This is a genomic window from Pseudomonas sp. GB2N2 (assembly GCF_054897705.1).
In genome coordinates this window covers 5,264,704-5,284,211 of sequence record NZ_CM142701.1, presented here as the reverse complement: position 1 = coordinate 5,284,211, position 19,508 = coordinate 5,264,704, and the positions used below count along the sequence as shown (strand labels likewise).

Here is a 19,508-nt window from a genome sequence, read left to right as displayed (position 1 = left end):
CCTAAGTGGGTTGACGCAATGCGACAACAAATGCGGAAGAACCATGCTTCAAAAAGCCATACGCCATGGATTCAAGTGCCCTTACTTGAATGCAGAGACCGGACCTTCACCGCGTCTCTGCCGGGTGCCTTGTCCTTGAGCCAGATGATCTTGGCCGAACGTGGTGCGTCGAGTTGCTTCACTGCTTCTGACAAGCATCCGTGTGTCTCACGTTCACTGCGATCCAGATACGCCTTGACCAGTGCAAATTCCGCGGGGCTCAGGCCTCGCAGTTCCAGCTCCAGGGGACGTTCATCACGCAACCGGCCAGCGGTTTTTGCCGCGTCCAGGGCAATTCCCAGACGATCGATCAGTCTTTCGTACAGCTCCGGTTTTGTAACGTTTTGCTGTGACTCAACCATCCCTCACCTCATTGAAGATAAGACTCGCTCCCCATTTAGAGCTTAGCTTCCATGAACAAACCGGCTGAACGCCGCGACCAACGGCCCTCGCAGCCAATTCTGCAAGACCTGCGGCAGCAATCAGGGTTTCCCTCGGTAGAGTGCGGTCATGTATGCTACGGCGCTTCCTGTAACTCCACTTCCAGCTCGCCTGGGCAGCGAAACGCCGAATTGGCGCCTTCATCGTCCAGCGTCGCATTGAAGAGGATTAGGCCACCCCTATTCAGTTCAAAAGTAGCCATGCACGAACAATATCAGCCCCGTGAAATCGAAGCCGCCGCCCAGTCGTTCTGGGACGAGCAAAAGTCCTTTGAAGTCAGTGAACAGCCAGGCAAGGAAACGTTCTATTGCCTGTCGATGTTCCCTTACCCCAGCGGCAAGCTACACATGGGGCACGTGCGCAACTACACCATCGGCGACGTGATCTCCCGCTATCAGCGCATGCAGGGCAAAAACGTCTTGCAACCCATGGGTTGGGACGCTTTCGGAATGCCCGCGGAAAACGCCGCGATGAAGAACAACGTAGCGCCCGCCAAGTGGACCTACGAAAACATCGCCTACATGAAAACCCAGCTGCGCAGCCTGGGCCTGGCGGTGGACTGGTCCCGCGAAGTCACCACCTGCAAGCCGGATTACTACCGCTGGGAACAATGGCTGTTCACTCGCCTGTTCGAAAAAGGCGTGATCTACAAAAAGAGCGGCACCGTGAACTGGGACCCGGTCGACCAGACCGTCCTGGCCAACGAACAGGTGATCGACGGTCGCGGCTGGCGTTCCGGCGCGCTGATCGAAAAGCGCGAAATTCCGATGTACTACTTCAAGATCACCGCCTATGCGGATGAGTTGCTGTCGAGTCTCGATGATTTGCCGGGCTGGCCTGAGCAGGTCAAGACCATGCAGCGCAACTGGATCGGCAAGTCCCGCGGCATGGAAGTGCAATTCCCTTACAACGTCGATTCCATCGGCGAAACCGGCGCGCTGAAAGTCTTCACCACACGTCCAGATACCCTGATGGGCGCCACGTACGTTGCCGTGGCCGCTGAACACCCGCTGGCCACCCTGGCCGCGAAGAACAACCCTGAGCTGCAAGCATTCATCGCTGAATGCAAGGGCGGCAGCGTCGCAGAAGCCGACGTCGCCACCCAGGAGAAAAAAGGCCTGCAGACCTCGCTGTTCGTCGAGCACCCACTGACCGGCGAGAAGCTGCCGGTGTGGGTCGCCAACTACGTGTTGATGCACTACGGCGACGGCGCGGTGATGGCGGTTCCGGCGCACGACGAGCGTGACTTCGAGTTCGCACACAAGTACAAACTGCCGATCAAGTCGGTAGTGCGCACCAGCTCCGGTGACACCAACCTGGCCCCTTGGCAGGACGCCTATGGCGAACACGGCACGCTGATCAACTCCGCCGAGTTCGACGGCCTCGACTTCGCCGGCGCGTTCGATGCCATCGAAGTCGCGCTGATCAAGAAAAACCTCGGTGCTTCGCGCACCCAGTTCCGCCTGCGCGACTGGGGCATCAGCCGTCAGCGCTACTGGGGCTGCCCGATCCCGATCATCCACTGCGACACCTGCGGTGATGTGCCGGTCCCGGAAGACCAGTTGCCTGTGGTTCTGCCGGAAGATGTCGTGCCGGACGGCGCCGGCTCGCCCCTGGCACGCATGCCCGAGTTCTACGAGTGCAGCTGCCCGAAATGCGGCGCACCGGCCAAGCGTGAAACCGACACCATGGACACCTTCGTCGAGTCCTCGTGGTACTACGCCCGTTACGCCTCGCCGCACTATGCCGGTGGCCTGGTAGAAAAATCGGCGGCCGACCACTGGTTGCCGGTGGATCAATACATAGGCGGCATCGAACACGCAATTCTTCACCTGCTGTACGCGCGCTTCTTCCACAAGCTGATGCGGGATGAAGGCCTGGTGAGCTCCAACGAGCCGTTCAAGAACCTGCTGACCCAGGGCATGGTGATCGCCGAAACTTACTATCGTCGCGAAGCCAACGGTGCCTACACCTGGTTCAACCCGGCGGACGTCGAACTCGAACGCGACAGCAAGGCCAAGGTCATCAGTGCCAAGCTGATCGTCGACGGACTGCCGGTGGAAATCGGCGGCACCGAGAAGATGGCCAAGTCGAAGAACAACGGCGTCGACCCGCAGTCGATGATTGACCAGTTCGGCGCCGATACCTGCCGCCTGTTCATGATGTTCGCCTCGCCACCTGACATGAGCGCGGAATGGTCCGACTCCGGCGTGGAAGGCTCGCACCGTTTCCTCAAGCGCGTCTGGCGCCTGGCTCAGGCACACGTGACTCAGGGCCTGCCGGGCAAGCTGGATATCGCCAGCCTGAACGACGATCAGAAAGCCATTCGCCGTTCGATTCACCAGGCCATCAAACAGGCCAGCCACGACGTTGGCCAGAACCACAAATTCAACACCGCCATCGCCCAGGTGATGACGCTGATGAACGTACTGGAAAAAGCCGCGCAAGCGACGGCACAGGATCGCGCGCTGGTTCATGAAGGTCTGGAAACCGTAACGCTGCTGCTGGCGCCGATCACTCCGCACATCAGCCACGAGCTGTGGAATCAACTGGGTCACGCTGACCCGGTGATCGACGCCGCTTGGCCGGTGCTGGACGACAGCGCACTGGTGCAGGACAGCCTGACACTGGTTATCCAGGTCAACGGCAAGCTGCGCGGCCAGATCGAAATGCCGGCCAGCGCGACGCGTGAAGAAATCGAAGCCGCAGCCCGCATCAACGAAAACGTGCTGCGCTTTGTCGATGGCCTGACTATTCGTAAAGTGATTGTAGTGCCCGGGAAACTGGTCAATATCGTCGCCAGCTAATTGGATCAGGCGCCAGGTGAGCCTGGCGCCGAGTAAAACCTTTCGGGCCACACAGTCGGCCCACATGGTTTCAAGGGGAGCAACAAGATGATCAAACGCAATTTGCTGGTGATGGGCCTCGCGGTTCTGTTGAGCGCCTGCGGTTTCCAGCTGCGCGGCACTGGCACCACTGAACTGGCGATCAAGGAACTCGACCTGAGCGCCCGCAACGCTTATGGCGAAACGGTGACGCAATTGCGCCAGGTGCTGGAAAGCAGCGGCGTCAAGATCTACACCGGTGCGCCTTACAAACTGGTACTGGCCAATGAGCAGGAAAGCCAGCGCATCCTCAGCTACGCAGGCGCCGGTCGTACTGGCGAGTATCAAGTGACAACGGTACTCAGCTACGACATCCGCAGTTCCGGTGACCTGCCGCTGATGAGCGACAAGCTCGAAGTGCAGAAGGTCTTTATCCACGACGGCAACAACCTGGTGGGTTCCGATCAGGAAGCCAACGATGCCCGCAAGGAAATGCGTCGTGAACTGGTCCAACGGATGGTACTGCGCCTGCAACAGATCAGTCCGGCCCAGCTGGACCAGATGACGCAGACCGCCGAGGCCAAAGCCAAGGCTGACGCCGCAGCCCTGGAAGCCGCGCAGAAGGCTGAAGCGGAAACGCCGCGTCAGTCGCCCATCGAAATCCCGCATCAGTAAGACTTACGGGGCGCTCAGGCGCCCCGTTCGCCCTTTCTTATGAAGCTCGCCCCCGCCCAACTCGCCAAACACTTGCAAGGCACGCTTGCGCCTGTCTACGTCATCAGTGGCGATGATCCGCTGCTGTCCCAGGAGGCCGGCGACGCGATTCGTGCAGCCGCCAGGCAACAGGGCTTCGACGAACGCCAGGTGTTCGCCGCCGACGCCAGTTTCGACTGGGGAACGTTGCTGCAAGCCGGTGCAAGCATGTCGTTGTTCGCTGAAAAACGCCTGCTGGAACTGCGCTTGCCCTCCGGCAAACCCGGTGACAAGGGGGCGGCCGCGTTTATCGAATACTGCTCGCGGCCGGCCGAAGACACGATACTGCTGATCAGCCTGCCAAAACTTGACGGCAGTGCGCAGAAAACCAAGTGGGGCAAGGCGCTGGTCGAAGGTCAGCACACCCAGTTTGTGCAAATCTGGCCGGTGGACGCCAACCAGTTGCCGAGCTGGATCCGGCAGCGCTTGTCCCAAGCCGGGCTCTCCGCCAGCCAGGACGCCGTTGAACTGATCGCCGCGCGTGTCGAAGGCAACTTGCTGGCCGCTGCGCAGGAAATCGAAAAGCTCAAGTTGATGACCGACGATGGCCAGATCACCGTGGAGACCGTGCAAGGGGCGGTGGCCGACAGTGCACGCTTCGACGTCTTCGGCCTGACCGATGCGATTCTCAACGGTGAGGCCGCCCATGCCCTGCGCATGCTCGAAGGGCTGCGCGGCGAAGGTGTTGAACCACCGGTCATTCTCTGGGCCCTGGCCCGTGAACTGCGCCTGCTGGCCAACCTGGCGCTGCAATACAGTCAGGGTGTGCCGCTGGACAAAGCCTTCAGCCAGGCCCGACCGCCCGTTTGGGACAAGCGCAAACCCTTGATGAGCAAAGCCCTGCAACGCTACTCGGCGCAACGCTGGGCGCAGTTGTTGCTGGAGGCGCAGCGTATTGATGCGCAGATTAAAGGGCAGGCGGCGGGTTCGCCATGGATGAGCCTGAGCCGGTTGTCGCTGTTGATGGCTGGTCAGCGATTGTCGTTGCCGGCCGAGTAATCGCATCACGGCCGCTCCTACAGGGAATCCGAAAGGTCCTACGCGATGTGGGGTCTAGACAGAACCCAAACTTCGGCAGATCATTTCTCCCCGCAAAACCCACTCAGTCGAGAGATCTGATCATGAGCAAAAAGCCATCCGGGCAGGGCCCCAACAAGGCCAAATCCATCATCGCCCAACCACTGTTCCGCAGCCGTCAAGAACGAGCCGGCAAGGGCAAAGGCAGCTACCGCCGCGAAGCCTTCCAGTCTGATAACTGGGAGGCTTCTTACTTTCTGGCCGCCTGAAAGGCAAGCCATCGCTCAACATGTTAAGGTCTGCACCTGATTCGTATTCCCTGGACCCGTGCATGCCCTTTTGTATTTCCCGTCGTTGGCACCTGCGCCAATTGATCGCTGCCTCCAGCCTCATACTGCTAGTCGCCTGCGCGGAAAAACCGACCGCCGCCGATGCCCAGCCGCTTCAGACCCTCCCCGTCTCAACCGCCCCAGCAGTGATTCCTCCTGTTGCGCCGACCGGTGACGACCTCGACACCCAGCCAACCCAGTCCTTTGCCGAATGGCAGGCGGGCTTTCGCAAGGATGCGCTGGCCGCCGGCATTCGCGCCGACCTGTTCGACCGCGCTTTCGCCAATGTCAGCTTCGACGACAGCGTGATCCGTGCCGACCGCAGCCAGCCAGAATTTTCGCGCCCGGTGTGGGAATACCTCGACGGCGCCCTGTCGCCACTGCGCGTACGCAAAGGTCAGGCGCTGGTCAATCAGTACGCGGACATCCTGCAAAGCATCGAACAGCGCTACGGCGTCGATCGTCAGGCACTGGTCGCGGTGTGGGGCATGGAAAGTAACTTCGGCCAGTTCCAGGGAAGCAAATCGGTGATCAACTCACTGGCGACCCTGGCTTACGAAGGCCGCCGCCCGGGTTTTGCCCACGCGCAATTGATCGCCGCCCTGCAGATCCTGCAACAGGGCGATATCGAGCCTGAGAAGATGCTCGGTTCATGGGCCGGGGCCATGGGCCAGACCCAGTTCATCCCGACCACCTACAACACCCACGCTGTGGACTTCGATGGCGACGGTCGCCGCGACATCTGGGGCAGTTCTGCCGACGCCCTGGCGTCCACCGCACACTACTTGCAAAGCTCCGGCTGGCAGAAGGGCCAGCCGTGGGGCTTCGAAGTCCGGTTGCCTGGCAGCTTCAACTACGTGCTGGCCGATGGCACGATTCGCAAGAGCGTCGCCGAATGGCTGCAAGCGGGCGTCGCGATGCCTGAAGGCGTGCAGGTGCCGGCGGGCTCCGAGCATCTGTCCGCGGCCCTGCTGTTGCCAGCCGGTTATCGCGGCCCGGCGTTCCTGGTGCTCGACAACTTCCGCGCGATCCTCAAGTACAACAATTCGTCGTCCTACGCCTTGGCAGTGAGCCTGCTGTCCGAGCGCTTCAACGGTGCAGGACAGATCAGCGGCACCTGGCCGAAGGATGATCTGCCCTTGAGCCGTTCCGAGCGGATCGAGTTGCAGAATCTGCTGAGTGCGCAGAAATACGACGCGGGCACGGCCGACGGGATTATCGGCGCCAATACCCGAAAGGCGATCCGCAGCGCGCAGCAGTCGTTTGGCTGGCCGGCGGATGGGTATCCGACGCACAAGTTGCTCGAAGGCCTGCGCAACCGCTAGAAGCTTCGCGAGCAGGCTCGCTCCCACAGTTGACCGGCTTCCACTGTGGGAGCGAGACCGGCTTGCAGGCGAAGACTGACTGTCAGGCGATAGATACCTATCGCTTGAACACCACATCCTGCTCCAACACCAACTCCTTGTTCCCCGCATCCAGCCGCACTAACGCCCCCATCGGCAGCGTCAGGTTCGGATCGCAATGCCCGCTTCGCCACCCCGACAGCACCGGTATCCGCAGCGGTTCAAAGGTCTGCTTGAGCAATCGCTCCAGCGCAACCGTATCCACTCCGGCCACGTCCCCCACCAGCACTCCGCGCAACTTGCCCAGGGTGCCCGCCAGGCGCAAATGCGTCAGCAACCGGTCGATGCGATACAACGGCTCGTTGATGTCCTCGATGAACAGGATGACGCCCTCGGCATCGATTTCATAAGGCGTGCCCATGGTCGCGGCGATCATCGACAGATTGCCGCCAAGCAAACGCCCGTGAGCAACGCCAGGCTCAATCGTGGTCAACGGCCAGGCAACCGGGTGCGTCAGCACACTCCCCGCCTTCACCTGCCCCCTGAGCATGTTAAAAAACGAAGACTCGGTTGGCTTTTGCTTGTCACCCAACAGATCCGCGTTGAGCAACGGACCGTGGAAGGTCACGAAACCGGCATTACGACTGATCGCCAGGTGCAGCGCAGTGATGTCGCTGTAGCCAATGAACGGCTTTGCATTGTTTTGCAGCAGCTCGAAATCGATTCGATCGAGCAAACGCGGGGTGCCATAGCCGCCGCGCAGACAAATGATTGCATCGACCTCACCGTCGGCGAATGCCGCGTGCAAGTCATTGAGGCGCACATCGTCGCCACCGGCCAGGTAGCCATCCTGCTCGTAGACACCAGGGAAGATTCGCAACGCGTAACCGCGAGCGCGCATCCAGGCGATGGCTTTATCGGTATCCAGCGCTGCGGGACCGGCCGGTGCAATGACGCCGATCAGCCCTTCCGAGGGCAACGCTGGAACGGGTGTATGAGGAAAAAGCGTGTGAGTCAGTCGAACGGTCATCCATGAATCTCCCTGCGCATAAGCTTCAGCACACAGTAGTCAGGAACGGGGATAAACAGAAGAGGGTCAGTCGCCCTCCAGGTTGCAGGAAAAGACTGAGGTGGCGGTAGGTACGGCTAAAAAAATGCCCGCAAGGCACACAACCTTGCGGGCGTTTTTTTACAGGGACGACATCAATTCCGCTTTAACCAGCTTCGCTTGCTCGTCGGCGTGGTACGAGGAACGTACCAGCGGGCCGGAAGCGACGTTCTTGAAGCCCATTTTGTAACCTTCCTCGGCGAACCAGGCGAAGGTGTCCGGGTGCACGAAACGCTGGACCGGCAAGTGACTGCGGGACGGTTGCAGGTACTGGCCCAAAGTCAGCATATCGATGTCGTGTTCGCGCATGCGCTTCATGACTTCGATGACTTCTTCGTCGGTCTCCCCCAAACCCAGCATCAAGCCGGATTTGGTCGGAATGTGCGGCATCATCTGCTTGAAGCGTTGCAGCAGGGTCAGCGACCACTGGTAATCCGAACCCGGGCGCGCAGCCTTGTACAGGCGCGGTACGGTTTCCAGGTTGTGGTTAAACACATCCGGTGGCTCGGCGGCGGTAATGTCCAGCGCGACGTCCATGCGACCGCGGTAATCCGGGACCAGGGTTTCGAGCTGCACGTTCGGCGACAGTTTGCGGATCTCGCGGATGCAGTCGGCAAAGTGCTGGGCACCGCCGTCACGCAGGTCGTCACGGTCCACCGAAGTGATCACCACGTATTTCAGTTTCAGGTCGGCGATGGCGATGGCCAGGCTTTGTGGCTCATTCACGTCCAGTGGCTTCGGACGGCCGTGGCCGACGTCGCAGAACGGGCAGCGACGGGTGCAGATGTCGCCCATGATCATGAAGGTCGCGGTGCCACCGGAGAAGCATTCGCCCAGGTTCGGGCAGGACGCTTCTTCGCACACGCTGTGCAGTTTGTGTTTGCGCAGCAGGGCCTTGATGCGGTCGACTTCCGGGGAAACCGGGATACGCACGCGGATCCAGTCAGGTTTCTTCGGCAGTTCGGTGGTCGGAATGATCTTTACCGGGATGCGTGCAACCTTCTCGGCGCCGCGCAGCTTGACGCCGGCTTCAACCTTGGCACGCGGGGCCGGACGCTCGGTGACATCCAGCGTAGGGATCATGGTTTGCACTGCGTCAGTAGTCATATCAGTCGATTCCGCCCGTTAGGGTCGTCTGCTCAGCATAGTCGAGGTGTTTGACGAGCTGCGCGCGCAGCCGGGCACTTACCTCGGCAAATTCAATCGATCCTGCGTGGTCGCTCAGCTGGGTCATCGCCAGCCCGGCGTAGCCGCAGGGATTAATCCGTCGAAACGGTTCCAGGTTCATGTCCACGTTCAGGGCCAGGCCATGAAAGGAACAACCGTGGCGGATCCGCAGACCCAGGGACGCGATTTTCGCCCCGTCGACATAGACACCCGGCGCATCCGGCTTCGCTGCGGCAATGACGCCGTAACTGCCCAGCAGCTCGATCAGACAGAGCTCCATGCGAGTGACCAGCTCACGCACGCCGAAACCCAGCTTGCGCACATCGAGCAACAAATAGGCGACCAACTGGCCAGGCCCGTGATACGTCACCTGGCCACCGCGGTCGACCTGCACCACCGGAATATCTCCCGGCAGCAACAGGTGCTCGGCCTTGCCGGCCTGGCCTTGGGTGAACACCGGTGAATGCTCAACCAGCCAGATCTCGTCCGCCGCATCGCTGCCGCGTTCGTTGGTGAAGCGCTGCATGGCATGCCAGACCGGCTCGTAAGCCATCTGGCCGAGCTCGCGAAAGCCCAGCGTGCCAGACATCACAACACCATGTGGACGAAACCGGTAGCCCGCAATTCGCTGTTGATGTCGTACAGCTGGTCTTGACCGGTGGCGATGATGTGCAACTGGATGGTGGTGTACTTGCCGTTGCTGCTCTGGCGCTCATCCACTCGCTCATCGTTGATCGTTGCGTGCTTCTTCACGATATCGATGATCTTTTGCTTGATGTCGACAATGGTGTCGCCGATCACTTTGATCGGGTAATCATTGGCTGGAAATTCGATCTTTGGCGCCTTTACTTCGGTATCTGTCATGGCGTAACGGCCTCGTAAGCGTAAGCCGTGGCAACGGACATGGCCCCGTTCCGGATTGGAGCGAGGCCATGCGGGTCCACACTAATTCAGTTGAACAAGCCGTAGAAGAATAGACGGATGCTATCCCACATGCGACGGAAGATACCACCCTCCTCGACTGCGTCCAGAGCGATCAGGTCGGCACTGTGCACCACCTTGTCGTCCAGTTTCACTTCGACTTTACCAATCACGTCGCCCTTGGCGATTGGCGCAACCAGTTGCGGGTTCATGGTCATGCTGGCGGCGAGCTTTTTCAGCTGGCCTTTTGGCAGGGTCATGGTCAAGTCTTCAGCCAAACCGGCCTTGACTTGATTGGTGCTGCCTTTCCAGACAGGAGCCTGAGCCAGCTCGGCGCCTTTCTGATAGAAGGTCTGGGTTTCGAAGAAGCGGAAGCCGTAAGTCAGCAGCTTCTGGGTTTCCGATGCACGGGCGACTTCGCTGTTGGTGCCGAACACCACGGCGATCAGGCGCATGCCATCACGTACGGCCGAAGACACCATGCAGTAGCCGGCTTCGTCGGTGTGGCCGGTTTTCAGACCGTCGACCGTCTTGTCGCGCCACAGCAGCAGGTTGCGGTTAGGTTGCTTGATGCCGTTCCAGAAGAACTCTTTCTGCGAGTAGATCGCGTAGTGAGCCGGGTCTTCGTGAATGATTGCGCGAGCCAGCACGGCCATATCGTGAGCCGACGAGTAGTGCTCAGGGTTCGGCAGTCCGGTCGGGTTCATGAAGTGGCTGTTGGTCATGCCCAGGTCGGCCACGGTTTTGTTCATCATGTCGGCGAATGCGTCTTCGCTGCCGGCAATGTGCTCGGAGAGCGCAACACTGGCGTCGTTACCCGACTGAATGATGATGCCGTGCAGCAAGTCGCTGACGGTCACCTGGGTGCCGACCTTGATGAACATCCGCGAACCGCCAGTACGCCAGGCGTTTTCGCTGACGGTGACCGGGTCGTTTTCACCGATCTGACCACGACGGATTTCCAGGGTCGCGATGTACGCGGTCATCAGCTTGGTCAGGCTGGCTGGCGGCAGACGCTGGTCACCGTTGTTCTCGACCAGCACGTTGCCGCTGCTGGCATCCATGAGCACGTAGGCTTTGGCGGCCAGTTGTGGCGGCGAAGGCATCATCTCGACCGCGAAAGCGGCTGGTGAGAGGAGCAGCGGGACTAGAAGGCACAGGCGTTTGGCAAAGGTGGTGATGTTCATCCGTCTCTCGAAATCGCTAATGGAAACTGCCCGAAGGCAAAACTAATCAGACAGCCTTCTAACGGGCTGTCGCGTGTTCAGTCGTTCACTCAGAACCCTTGCCGGGCTTTTGTTCTTCAACGAGCCAACAACCAGGTTCACCCCCCAAAACCGCAAGTGAACCTTCAATCAAGTCTACGTGTTACTCGGCGGTGACCAGACTCGGCGAACCGAGATTGGCCATGCGCACGCTGTTCTGCACTTGCTGGATTTCACCCGGCGAACCGATCGGCCCCAGGCGCACCCGATGCAGTGTCTGTTGGTTGCGCACGATCGAGCTGATGAACACCGGAGCGCTCACCATCCCGCTCAGCTTCGATCTCAGGAGTTCTGCAGCGTCCGGGTTGGCGAACGCGCCCACCTGCAGATACTGGCCAGAGGCTGGTACAGAAGCGTTTTTTTTTGCATCGAGCTGCACGGGCACAACGGCCGCCGCGTGCTGCTGCGGCGGTGGTGTCCATTGTTCAACCGTGCCCGCCGAAGCGGTAATTGTAGGCGCGGCATTTTGCGCTACTTGCGGCTCGTTGAGCATCAAAGGCGCCGGACGGCCTTTTTGCGCCCACCACGCTTGCGGGTCGATACCTTCGACCTTGACCCGTGCGGTACCGGTTTCGGCATACCCGAGTTTTTTCGCCGCGGCGTAGGACAAGTCGATGATGCGGTCCGAATAGAACGGGCCACGGTCGTTGACTCGCAGGATCACGGTCTTGTTATTGTCCAGGTTGGTCACCCGAACGTAACTTGGCAGTGGCAAGGTCTTGTGGGCGGCACTCATTCCGTACAAGTCATACACTTCGCCGTTGGCGGTGTTCTGCCCGTGGAACTTGGTGCCGTACCACGACGCCGTGCCCGAAGCGACGTACGTCTTGGAGTCTTGCAGCGGAAAGTAGGTCTTGCCGAGCACCGTATACGGATTGGCCTTGTAAGGGCCGGAATGCAGGGTCGGTGTGGCGTCCGGGATGCGCGACACGTCGACATCCCACCATGGCGCGCCATCTTTGTGCGCGCGGTTGATGTCCAGCCCCGGCGCAGAGCGCACGGCGGTGGAGGAAGACTTCGGGGTCGGCGAGCGACTGGTCGAACAACTGGCGACCAGCACTGCCAACGCGGCAAATGCCATCAGCTTCAGGGGTTTATTCATAGGCAATGCCCGCATTACTTGACGCCCCGTGCTTGGACCAGCTGATCAGACAGTTGATGTACGGCCATGGCGTACATCACGCTGCGGTTATAACGCGTGATCGCATAAAAATTCGTCAGACCCATCCAGTATTCAGGACCTTTGTCACCTTCCAGCCGGAAAGCCGTGACCGGCATATCATCGCGCAGCGCATCATGACTTGACCACCCCAACACCCGCAACTCCCCGACGGTTTTAGTCGGTTCGATGCCGGTGGTCAAACCCGCGTCGACCTGATCGCCACGCACATCGGCGCGACTGACCACCGGTTCGCCGGCGACCCAGCCGTGACGCTTGAAATAACTGGCGACGCTGCCGATGGCGTCGTCCGGGTTGGTCCAGATATTAATGTGGCCGTCACCGTCGAAATCCACCGCATAGGCGCGGAAACTGCTCGGCATGAACTGCGGCAAGCCCATCGCCCCGGCGTAGGAGCCTTTGAGGGTCAGCGGGTCGACCTGTTCTTCCCGGGCCAGCAGGAGGAATTCACGCAATTCCTTGCGGAAGAATTCGGCACGGGGAGGATAGTCGAAACCGAGCGTCGACAAGGCGTCGATTACCCGGTAATTGCCGGTATTACGGCCGAAAAAGGTCTCAACACCGATGATCGAGACAATCACCTGGGCCGGTACACCGTATTCCTGCTCGGCCCGGGCCAGTACCGCTTCGTGCTGCCGCCAGAAATCCACACCGCGGGCGATGCGCGCGTCGGTGATGAACATCGGGCGATATTCGTTCCATTGCTTGACGCGTTCGGCGGGTTTCGAGATCGCGTCCAGAATCGCCTGCTTGCGCTCGGCTTCGCGGAACACGCCCATCAACTGTTCACCCGCAAAACCGTAGTCGCGGGTCATTTCACCGACGAATTCGGCCACCTGGGGCGTGCCTTCGTAATCGCCGGCCAACGCTTCCTGCGTAGTGCCAAGGATGCTTACCAGGCCGACCCACGGCGCATGTCGAGTCGCCCAGCCACGCATTACTTGCATTGAAATCTTCACCTTATTCAAACCTGTGCGATCCACTTACGATGGGTATGGATCGACATCAAAACCCCAAACGCTGACAGCAGCGTCACCAGCGAAGTTCCTCCGTAGCTAATGAACGGCAACGGCACCCCCACAACCGGCAACAGGCCACTGACCATACCGATGTTGACGAAAACGTAAACAAAAAACGTCATGGTCAGGCTGCCGGCGAGCAATTTGCCGAACAAAGTCTGGGCCTGGGCGGTAATCACCAGGCCGCGGCCAATCAACAGCAGATAAATAAGCAACAGTGCGCAGATGCCCACCAGACCAAATTCTTCGCCCATCACCGCGATAATGAAGTCGGTGTGGCTTTCCGGCAGGAAGTCCAGGTGCGACTGGGTGCCCAGCAACCAGCCCTTGCCAAAGACACCGCCGGAACCAATCGCCGCTTTCGACTGAATAATGTTCCAGCCCGTGCCCAGCGGATCACTTTCCGGGTCGAGGAACGTCAGGATTCGCTGCTTCTGGTAGTCGTGCATGATGAAAAACCACATCGCCACGGCGACCGGCACGGCGGCGGCCAGCACGCTGAGAATCCAGCGCCAGCGCAAGCCACCCATGAACAGGACGAACGCGCCGCCGGCGAGGATCAACAGCGATGTCCCAAGGTCAGGCTGGCGCACGATCAGAATGAAGGGCAAACCGATCAGGAACAGGCTCACGCCGACATGCTTGAGCTGCGGCGGCAACGTGCGTTTGGACAGGTACCAGGCGATGGTCGCCGGCATCAGGATCTTCATGAATTCCGAGGGCTGAAAGCGAATCACTCCGGGAATGTTAATCCAGCGCGTGGCGCCCATGGCGTTATGGCCCATGACGTCCACCACCACCAGCAACAGCACGCCGAGCACGTAGCCCACCGGCACCCACCGCGCCATGAAACGCGGCTCGAACTGGGCGATGACGACCATCGAGACCAGGCCGATGCCGAACGAGGTGGCTTGCTTGGCCAGCAGGTCCCAGCTCTTGCCGCTGGCCGAATACAGCACGAACAGGCTGCCGGCGGCGAGGGTCAGCAACAGGATCAGCAATGGGCCGTCGATGTGCAGACGTTGCAAAAGCGTCGCGCGACGCCGCATCACATCCTCACTGGAGAGCATGCGATCAAAATTATTCATCACGGGCCGTAGCCTCCGCACTGATAGGGCTGGCGTATTCGGCTTTCAGTCGACCGTCCTGGTCCAGGAGCCAGGCGTCCATGATTTGACGTACGACCGGCGCGGCGACACCGGAACCAGACTCGCCGTTCTCGACCATCACTGCCACCACGATTTGCGGATTGTCGGCCGGCGCGAAGCCGACGAACAAGGCGTGGTCACGATGCCGTTCCTGAACCTTGGAGCGGTCGTACTTCTCGCCCTGCTTGATCGCGACCACCTGGGCCGTACCACTTTTGCCGGCAATCCGGTATTGCGCGCCAATCGCTGCCTTGCGCGCGGTACCGCGGGCGCCGTGCATCACTTGCTGCATCCCGTGGTTGACCTTGGTCCAGTCGGACGGGTCGCGCAGGATGATGTCCGGCATCGGGTTTTCATCCTTGGGCCTTTCGCCTTCAACCGTCTTCGCCAGGTGCGGACGGTTCCACACGCCTTTGTTCGCCACCAGCGCGGTGGCCTGGGCCAGTTGCAACGGCGTCGACTGCATGTAGCCCTGGCCGATCCCCAGAATCAGCGTCTCGCCCGGGAACCACGCCTGACGACGGGTTGCCCGCTTCCACTCCCGCGACGGCATGAGCCCCGGGGATTCTTCGAACATGTCCAGCGAGACCTTCTGGCCGATCCCGAACTTGCCCAAATACGTCGACAACCGATCGATCCCCAGCTTGTGGGCCAGGTCATAGAAGTAAGTGTCGTTGGAACGCATGATCGCCGTGTCCAGGTCCACGTAGCCGTCGCCGGTACGGTTCCAGTTGCGGTACTTGTGGTCGTAATTCGGCAGCATGTAGTAACCGGGGTCGAAGACCCGGGTCGATGCGGTGACCACGCCCGAATCCAGGCCGGCGATGGCCACCGCTGGCTTGATGGTCGACCCCGGCGGATACAGCCCACGCAGCACGCGGTTGAACAGGGGCCGATCGATGGAATCGCGCAGCTCGGAATAAGCCTTGAAGCTGATGCCGGTCACAAACAGGTTCGGGTCGAAACTTGGCTGGCTGACCATCGCCAGCACTTCGCCGGTTTTCGGGTCCAGCGCGACCACCGCACCTCGGCGACCGCCGAGCGCCGCTTCGGCCGCTTCCTGCAATTTGATGTCCAGGCTCAGGACGATGTCTTTGCCGGAAATCGGCTCGGTGCGCTTGAGCACGCGTAAGACGCGGCCTCGCGCGTTGGTTTCGACTTCTTCGTAACCCACCTGGCCGTGTAATTCCGGCTCGTAAAAACGCTCGATGCCGGTCTTGCCGATTTGGTGGGTGCCGCTATAACTGACCGGATCGAGGGACTTCAGCTCTTTTTCGTTGATCCGCCCCATGTAACCCACCGAGTGCGCAAAGTGCGCGCCCTGCGGGTAATGCCGCACCAACTGCGCAACCACTTCCACACCCGGGAGGCGGAACTGGTTCACGGCGATGCGGGCGATCTGCTCTTCGGTCAGTTCGAACAGCACGGGCACCGGCTCGAATGGCCGACGCCCTTGACGCATGCGTTTCTCGAAGATCACCCGGTCCTCGGGCGTCAGTTCCAGCACTTCGACGATCACGTCGAGCACTTGCTGCCAGTCGCCGGAGCGCTCGCGGGTCATGCTCAGGCTGAAGCTGGGGCGGTTATCGGCGACCACCACGCCATTGCGGTCGAAAATCAACCCACGGGTCGGCGGAATCGGCTGCACGTGGACGCGGTTGTTTTCCGAAAGCGTCGAGTGGTACTCGTACTGAATGACCTGCAGGAAATACAGGCGCGCGATCAGTACGGCGATCAGCGTGACGACCGCAATGGCCCCGAACACGACGCGACCACGCACCAGACGGGCGTCTTTTTCGTGGTCCTTGATGCGGATCGGCTGGGACATGAGGCAGAACTACTTGTGGTAAGGGTGGCCGGACAGAACTGTCCAGGCACGGTACAGCTGTTCGCCGATCAGAATCCGCACCAGCGGGTGCGGCAACGTCAACGGCGACAACGACCAACGCTGATCGGCCCGGGCACAGACTTCCGGCGCCAGCCCTTCGGGACCGCCGACCATGAAATTGACCGTGCGCGAGTCCAGCCGCCAGCGATCGAGTTCGACCGCCAACTGCTCGGTGCTCCAGGGCTTGCCGTGGACTTCGAGGGTGACTACGCGCTCGTTCGGCCCGACCTTGGCCAGCATGGCTTCGCCTTCCTGACGGATGAAGCGCGCCACGTCGGCGTTCTTGCCACGGGTGTTGAGCGGTATTTCCACCAGTTCCAGCGCCAGTTCGGACGGAAGACGCTTGGCATATTCATGCCAGCCTTCTTCCACCCACTTGGGCATGCGTGAACCGACGGCGATCAGTCGCAGTCGCACAGCGGTCCCTTACTGCTGGTCTTTGTTGAGCTTGGTGAAGTGCTCATGGGTGTTTTCCGGGCTGTGATGCGCAGCGCTGGCCGAACGGCTCTGCTCGGCACCGGCCCACAGGCGTTCCAGGTCATAGAACTGGCGCGCCGAGGCGGTCATCATGTGCACGATCACGTCGTCCATATCCAGCAGGACCCAATCGCTGTCGCCCTTGCCTTCTTCGCCCAATGGCTTGACGCCTTGGGCTTTGACGGCTTCGCGAACCTTGTCCAGCATCGCGCCGATCTGGCGGTTGGACGTACCGGTGGCGATGATCATGAAGTCAGTAATGCTCTGTTTTTCACGAACGTCTATCACCTGGATGTCCTGGGCCTTGACGTCTTCCAGGGCGGCTACGGCAACCTTGACCAGCTCTTCGCCAGCCAGCTCAGGGCCGGTTGGTGCTTCTACTGGCAGGGGAGCACTCTTGAATGTGCCTTTGCGCTTAACTTTAGCTACGTCTTTGTCAGTCATATAAAACTCGTTTTGCTCGTATGTTCGGGCACTTCGCTACACGCATTCACGTGACTTGAAGCGCACCCTTTTTCAGTTCGACGCACGGTAAAGTCCGTGCGCATCGATGTAGGCCAGGACCGCGTCGGGCACCAGGAAACGTACCGACTTACCGCTGGCCAGCAGTTGACGGATCTGGGTGGCGGATACCGCGAGCGGCGTCTGCCAGACGAATGCAATCTGTCCGCTCGGCCCTTTGAGGGCCAGCGGGTCGCTCACCGAGCGCGCTGCCAGCAGGTTGCGCAAGGCATCCGGCGGTTCGCTGTCGGCATCCGGGCGTTGCAACACCAGGATGTGGCAATGCTGGAGCAACTCTTCCCAGCGGTGCCAAGTGGGCAGGCCGCAAAATGCGTCCCAGCCCAAAAGCAGAAAAACCTGGTCTTCAGCGGCCAGTTCGGCGCGCATCAGTTCCAGGGTATCAATGGTGTAGGACGGTTTGTCCCGCTGCAATTCGCGGGCGTCCACCACCAACGGCGCCACACCGGCCACCGCGCACTCGACCATCGCCAGACGGTCCTTCGCCGACACCTGCGGCGTGCCGCGATGCGGCGGCCTGGCACTCGGCGTCAGTCGCAACTCATCGAGCGCCAGTGATTCGGCGACTTCCAGCGCACCGCGCAAATGGCCGATGTGCACCGGATCGAACGTCCCGCCCAGCATGCCGATACGTCGAGGCACAGGTTCGCTGGTGGTTACCGGGGCCGACGGATTAAGGTCGCTCAAGTCAGACCGACGCCTGGCCGCGCAACTGGCCATCACCGACCACGATGTACTTCTCGCAGGTCAGGCCCTCGAGGCCCACCGGGCCACGGGCGTGCAGCTTATCAGTAGAAATGCCAATCTCGGCACCCAATCCGTATTCGAAGCCATCGGCGAAGCACGTCGGCGTGTTGATCATCACCGACGACGAATCGACTTCCGCAACGAAACGCCGGGTGTCTGCGAGGTTTTCGCTGACGATCGAATCGGTGTGATGGGAGCCGTACTTATTAATGTGTTCAATGGCCTGGTCCAGCCCGTCGACCACGCGGATCGACAAGATTGGCGCCAGATACTCGGAGTGCCAATCATCTTCGGTGGCCAGCGCCGCATCAATCGTCGCCCGGGTGCGCTCGCAACCCCGCAGCTCGACGCCTTTTTCGCGAAACTGGGCAGCCATGGCAGGCAGAAAATCTTTGGCAACCGATTGATCCACCAGCAGCGTTTCCATTGCGCCGCAGATGCCATAACGGTATGTCTTGGCATTGAAGGCGATGCGCTGGGCCTTCGGCAGATCGGCGTGTTCACTGACGTAGACGTGGCAGATGCCGTCCAGGTGCTTGATCACTGGAACGCGTGCGTCACGGCTGACCCGTTCGATCAGGCCGCGGCCACCACGGGGCACGATGACGTCAACGTACTCAGGCATGGTGATCAGCGCGCCAACCGCGGCACGGTCGGTGGTTTCGACCACTTGTACGACGGCCGCCGGCAGATCGGCCTCGGCCAGGCCGCGCTGAATGCAGGCAGCAATCGCACGATTGGAGTGAATGGCCTCGGACCCGCCACGCAGGATGGTCGCGTTGCCCGACTTGAGGCACAGGCTGGCGGCGTCGATGGTCACGTTCGGCCGGGATTCATAGATGATTCCGATCACGCCCAATGGCACGCGCATCTTGCCGACCTGAATCCCTGACGGACGAAAGCTCATGTCGCGAATGGCACCCACCGGGTCCGGCAACGCTGCGACCTGGCGCAACCCGACGATCATGCCGTCGATGCGCTCCGGGGTCAGCGCCAGCCGTTCCAGCAGCGCCGGTTCAAGACCATTGGCACGACCCGCCGCCAGATCCCGCTCATTGGCAGCCGTCAGCTCGGCACGCGCGGCGTCCAGCGCATTGGCAGCAGCCTGCAAGGCGCGGTTTTTTTGCGCAGTGCTGGCACGGCCGATGATGCGCGACGCTTCGCGGGCAGCGCGACCCAGGCGGGTCATGTAGTCGAGAACGGACTCAGTCATTGTCTGTGGTGGTCTTGGCTAGGGTCTTGGTAAAGAGGAAAGCGGCAGATTATAGCTGTCGCGTCTCTCGACTAACAGCGGTGACGGGCGGATGGTCGAAATGGAGGGC

General features: G+C 60.6%; 19 protein-coding genes. 5 read left to right on the top strand and 14 right to left on the bottom strand.

Features of this window, described 5'->3' with window-relative positions:
* Positions 1–71: 71 nt before the first annotated feature.
* Positions 72–401: a hypothetical protein gene (locus ACYZT4_RS24515; RefSeq protein ID WP_461983431.1), complete on the bottom strand. Its 330-nt coding sequence runs from the start codon at positions 399–401 to the stop codon at positions 72–74.
* A gap of 279 nt (positions 402–680) precedes the next feature.
* Between ACYZT4_RS24515 and leuS the strand changes: the two genes are divergently transcribed.
* From leuS to ACYZT4_RS24490, 5 genes are all read left to right on the top strand, one after another.
* Positions 681–3,287: a leucine--tRNA ligase gene (gene leuS, locus ACYZT4_RS24510; protein ID WP_461983429.1), complete on the top strand. Its 2,607-nt coding sequence runs from the start codon at positions 681–683 to the stop codon at positions 3,285–3,287.
* 87 nt (positions 3,288–3,374) lie between these two features.
* Positions 3,375–3,980, top strand: a complete 606-nt coding sequence (locus ACYZT4_RS24505) for an LPS-assembly lipoprotein LptE (protein WP_461983428.1) — start codon at positions 3,375–3,377, stop codon at positions 3,978–3,980.
* 39 nt (positions 3,981–4,019) lie between these two features.
* On the top strand, positions 4,020–5,057 hold the full coding sequence (holA, locus tag ACYZT4_RS24500; RefSeq protein ID WP_461983426.1) for a DNA polymerase III subunit delta: 1,038 nt from the start codon (positions 4,020–4,022) through the stop codon (positions 5,055–5,057).
* Positions 5,058–5,179: 122 nt separating this feature from the next.
* Entirely contained in the window at positions 5,180–5,344 is a 165-nt protein-coding gene (arfA, locus tag ACYZT4_RS24495; protein ID WP_461983424.1) for an alternative ribosome rescue factor ArfA, read from the top strand.
* 62 nt (positions 5,345–5,406) lie between these two features.
* Positions 5,407–6,729, top strand: a complete 1,323-nt coding sequence (locus ACYZT4_RS24490; RefSeq protein ID WP_461983422.1) for a lytic murein transglycosylase — start codon at positions 5,407–5,409, stop codon at positions 6,727–6,729.
* A 97-nt stretch (positions 6,730–6,826) separates the two neighbouring features.
* Here the strand turns inward: ACYZT4_RS24490 and ACYZT4_RS24485 are convergent, their stop codons facing one another.
* The 13 genes from ACYZT4_RS24485 to ACYZT4_RS24425 all read right to left on the bottom strand — a co-directional run bounded on the left by ACYZT4_RS24485 (position 6,827) and on the right by ACYZT4_RS24425 (position 19,399).
* Complete coding sequence (locus ACYZT4_RS24485) at positions 6,827–7,777, bottom strand: S66 peptidase family protein (RefSeq protein WP_461983420.1); 951 nt, start codon at positions 7,775–7,777, stop codon at positions 6,827–6,829.
* A 159-nt stretch (positions 7,778–7,936) separates the two neighbouring features.
* Positions 7,937–8,962 (bottom strand): lipoyl synthase, encoded by a 1,026-nt coding sequence (gene lipA, locus ACYZT4_RS24480; protein ID WP_461983419.1) that lies wholly within the window; start codon positions 8,960–8,962, stop codon positions 7,937–7,939.
* 1 nt (position 8,963) lies between these two features.
* Positions 8,964–9,611: a lipoyl(octanoyl) transferase LipB gene (gene lipB / locus ACYZT4_RS24475; RefSeq protein WP_461983417.1), complete on the bottom strand. Its 648-nt coding sequence runs from the start codon at positions 9,609–9,611 to the stop codon at positions 8,964–8,966.
* Positions 9,611–9,886, bottom strand: coding sequence for a DUF493 domain-containing protein (locus ACYZT4_RS24470; RefSeq protein WP_461983416.1), 276 nt, complete (start codon positions 9,884–9,886; stop codon positions 9,611–9,613). Before ACYZT4_RS24470 ends, lipB begins: the two co-directional genes overlap by 1 nt.
* 86 nt (positions 9,887–9,972) lie before the next feature.
* Entirely contained in the window at positions 9,973–11,130 is a 1,158-nt protein-coding gene (locus ACYZT4_RS24465; protein WP_461983414.1) for a D-alanyl-D-alanine carboxypeptidase family protein, read from the bottom strand.
* A 181-nt stretch (positions 11,131–11,311) separates the two neighbouring features.
* The gene (locus ACYZT4_RS24460; protein ID WP_461983412.1) at positions 11,312–12,325 is read right to left on the bottom strand and encodes a septal ring lytic transglycosylase RlpA family protein; all 1,014 of its coding nucleotides are present in this window, start codon (positions 12,323–12,325) and stop codon (positions 11,312–11,314) included.
* Positions 12,325–13,335, bottom strand: a complete 1,011-nt coding sequence (gene mltB / locus ACYZT4_RS24455; protein WP_461983410.1) for a lytic murein transglycosylase B — start codon at positions 13,333–13,335, stop codon at positions 12,325–12,327. Before mltB ends, ACYZT4_RS24460 begins: the two co-directional genes overlap by 1 nt.
* Positions 13,336–13,352: 17 nt before the next feature.
* Entirely contained in the window at positions 13,353–14,456 is a 1,104-nt protein-coding gene (rodA, locus tag ACYZT4_RS24450; RefSeq protein ID WP_461988785.1) for a rod shape-determining protein RodA, read from the bottom strand.
* A gap of 31 nt (positions 14,457–14,487) precedes the next feature.
* Entirely contained in the window at positions 14,488–16,383 is a 1,896-nt protein-coding gene (gene mrdA / locus ACYZT4_RS24445; protein ID WP_461983408.1) for a penicillin-binding protein 2, read from the bottom strand.
* A 9-nt stretch (positions 16,384–16,392) separates the two neighbouring features.
* On the bottom strand, positions 16,393–16,860 hold the full coding sequence (gene rlmH, locus ACYZT4_RS24440) for a 23S rRNA (pseudouridine(1915)-N(3))-methyltransferase RlmH (RefSeq protein WP_007937439.1): 468 nt from the start codon (positions 16,858–16,860) through the stop codon (positions 16,393–16,395).
* Positions 16,861–16,869: 9 nt separating this feature from the next.
* Entirely contained in the window at positions 16,870–17,364 is a 495-nt protein-coding gene (gene rsfS / locus ACYZT4_RS24435; RefSeq protein ID WP_461953072.1) for a ribosome silencing factor, read from the bottom strand.
* Between the two features lie 72 nt (positions 17,365–17,436).
* On the bottom strand, positions 17,437–18,081 hold the full coding sequence (nadD, locus tag ACYZT4_RS24430; protein WP_185753195.1) for a nicotinate-nucleotide adenylyltransferase: 645 nt from the start codon (positions 18,079–18,081) through the stop codon (positions 17,437–17,439).
* Positions 18,082–18,127: 46 nt separating this feature from the next.
* A complete protein-coding gene (locus ACYZT4_RS24425) occupies positions 18,128–19,399 on the bottom strand; it encodes a glutamate-5-semialdehyde dehydrogenase (RefSeq protein ID WP_461983406.1) in 1,272 nt (423 codons plus the stop codon).
* Between the last annotated feature and the right edge of the window lie 109 nt (positions 19,400–19,508).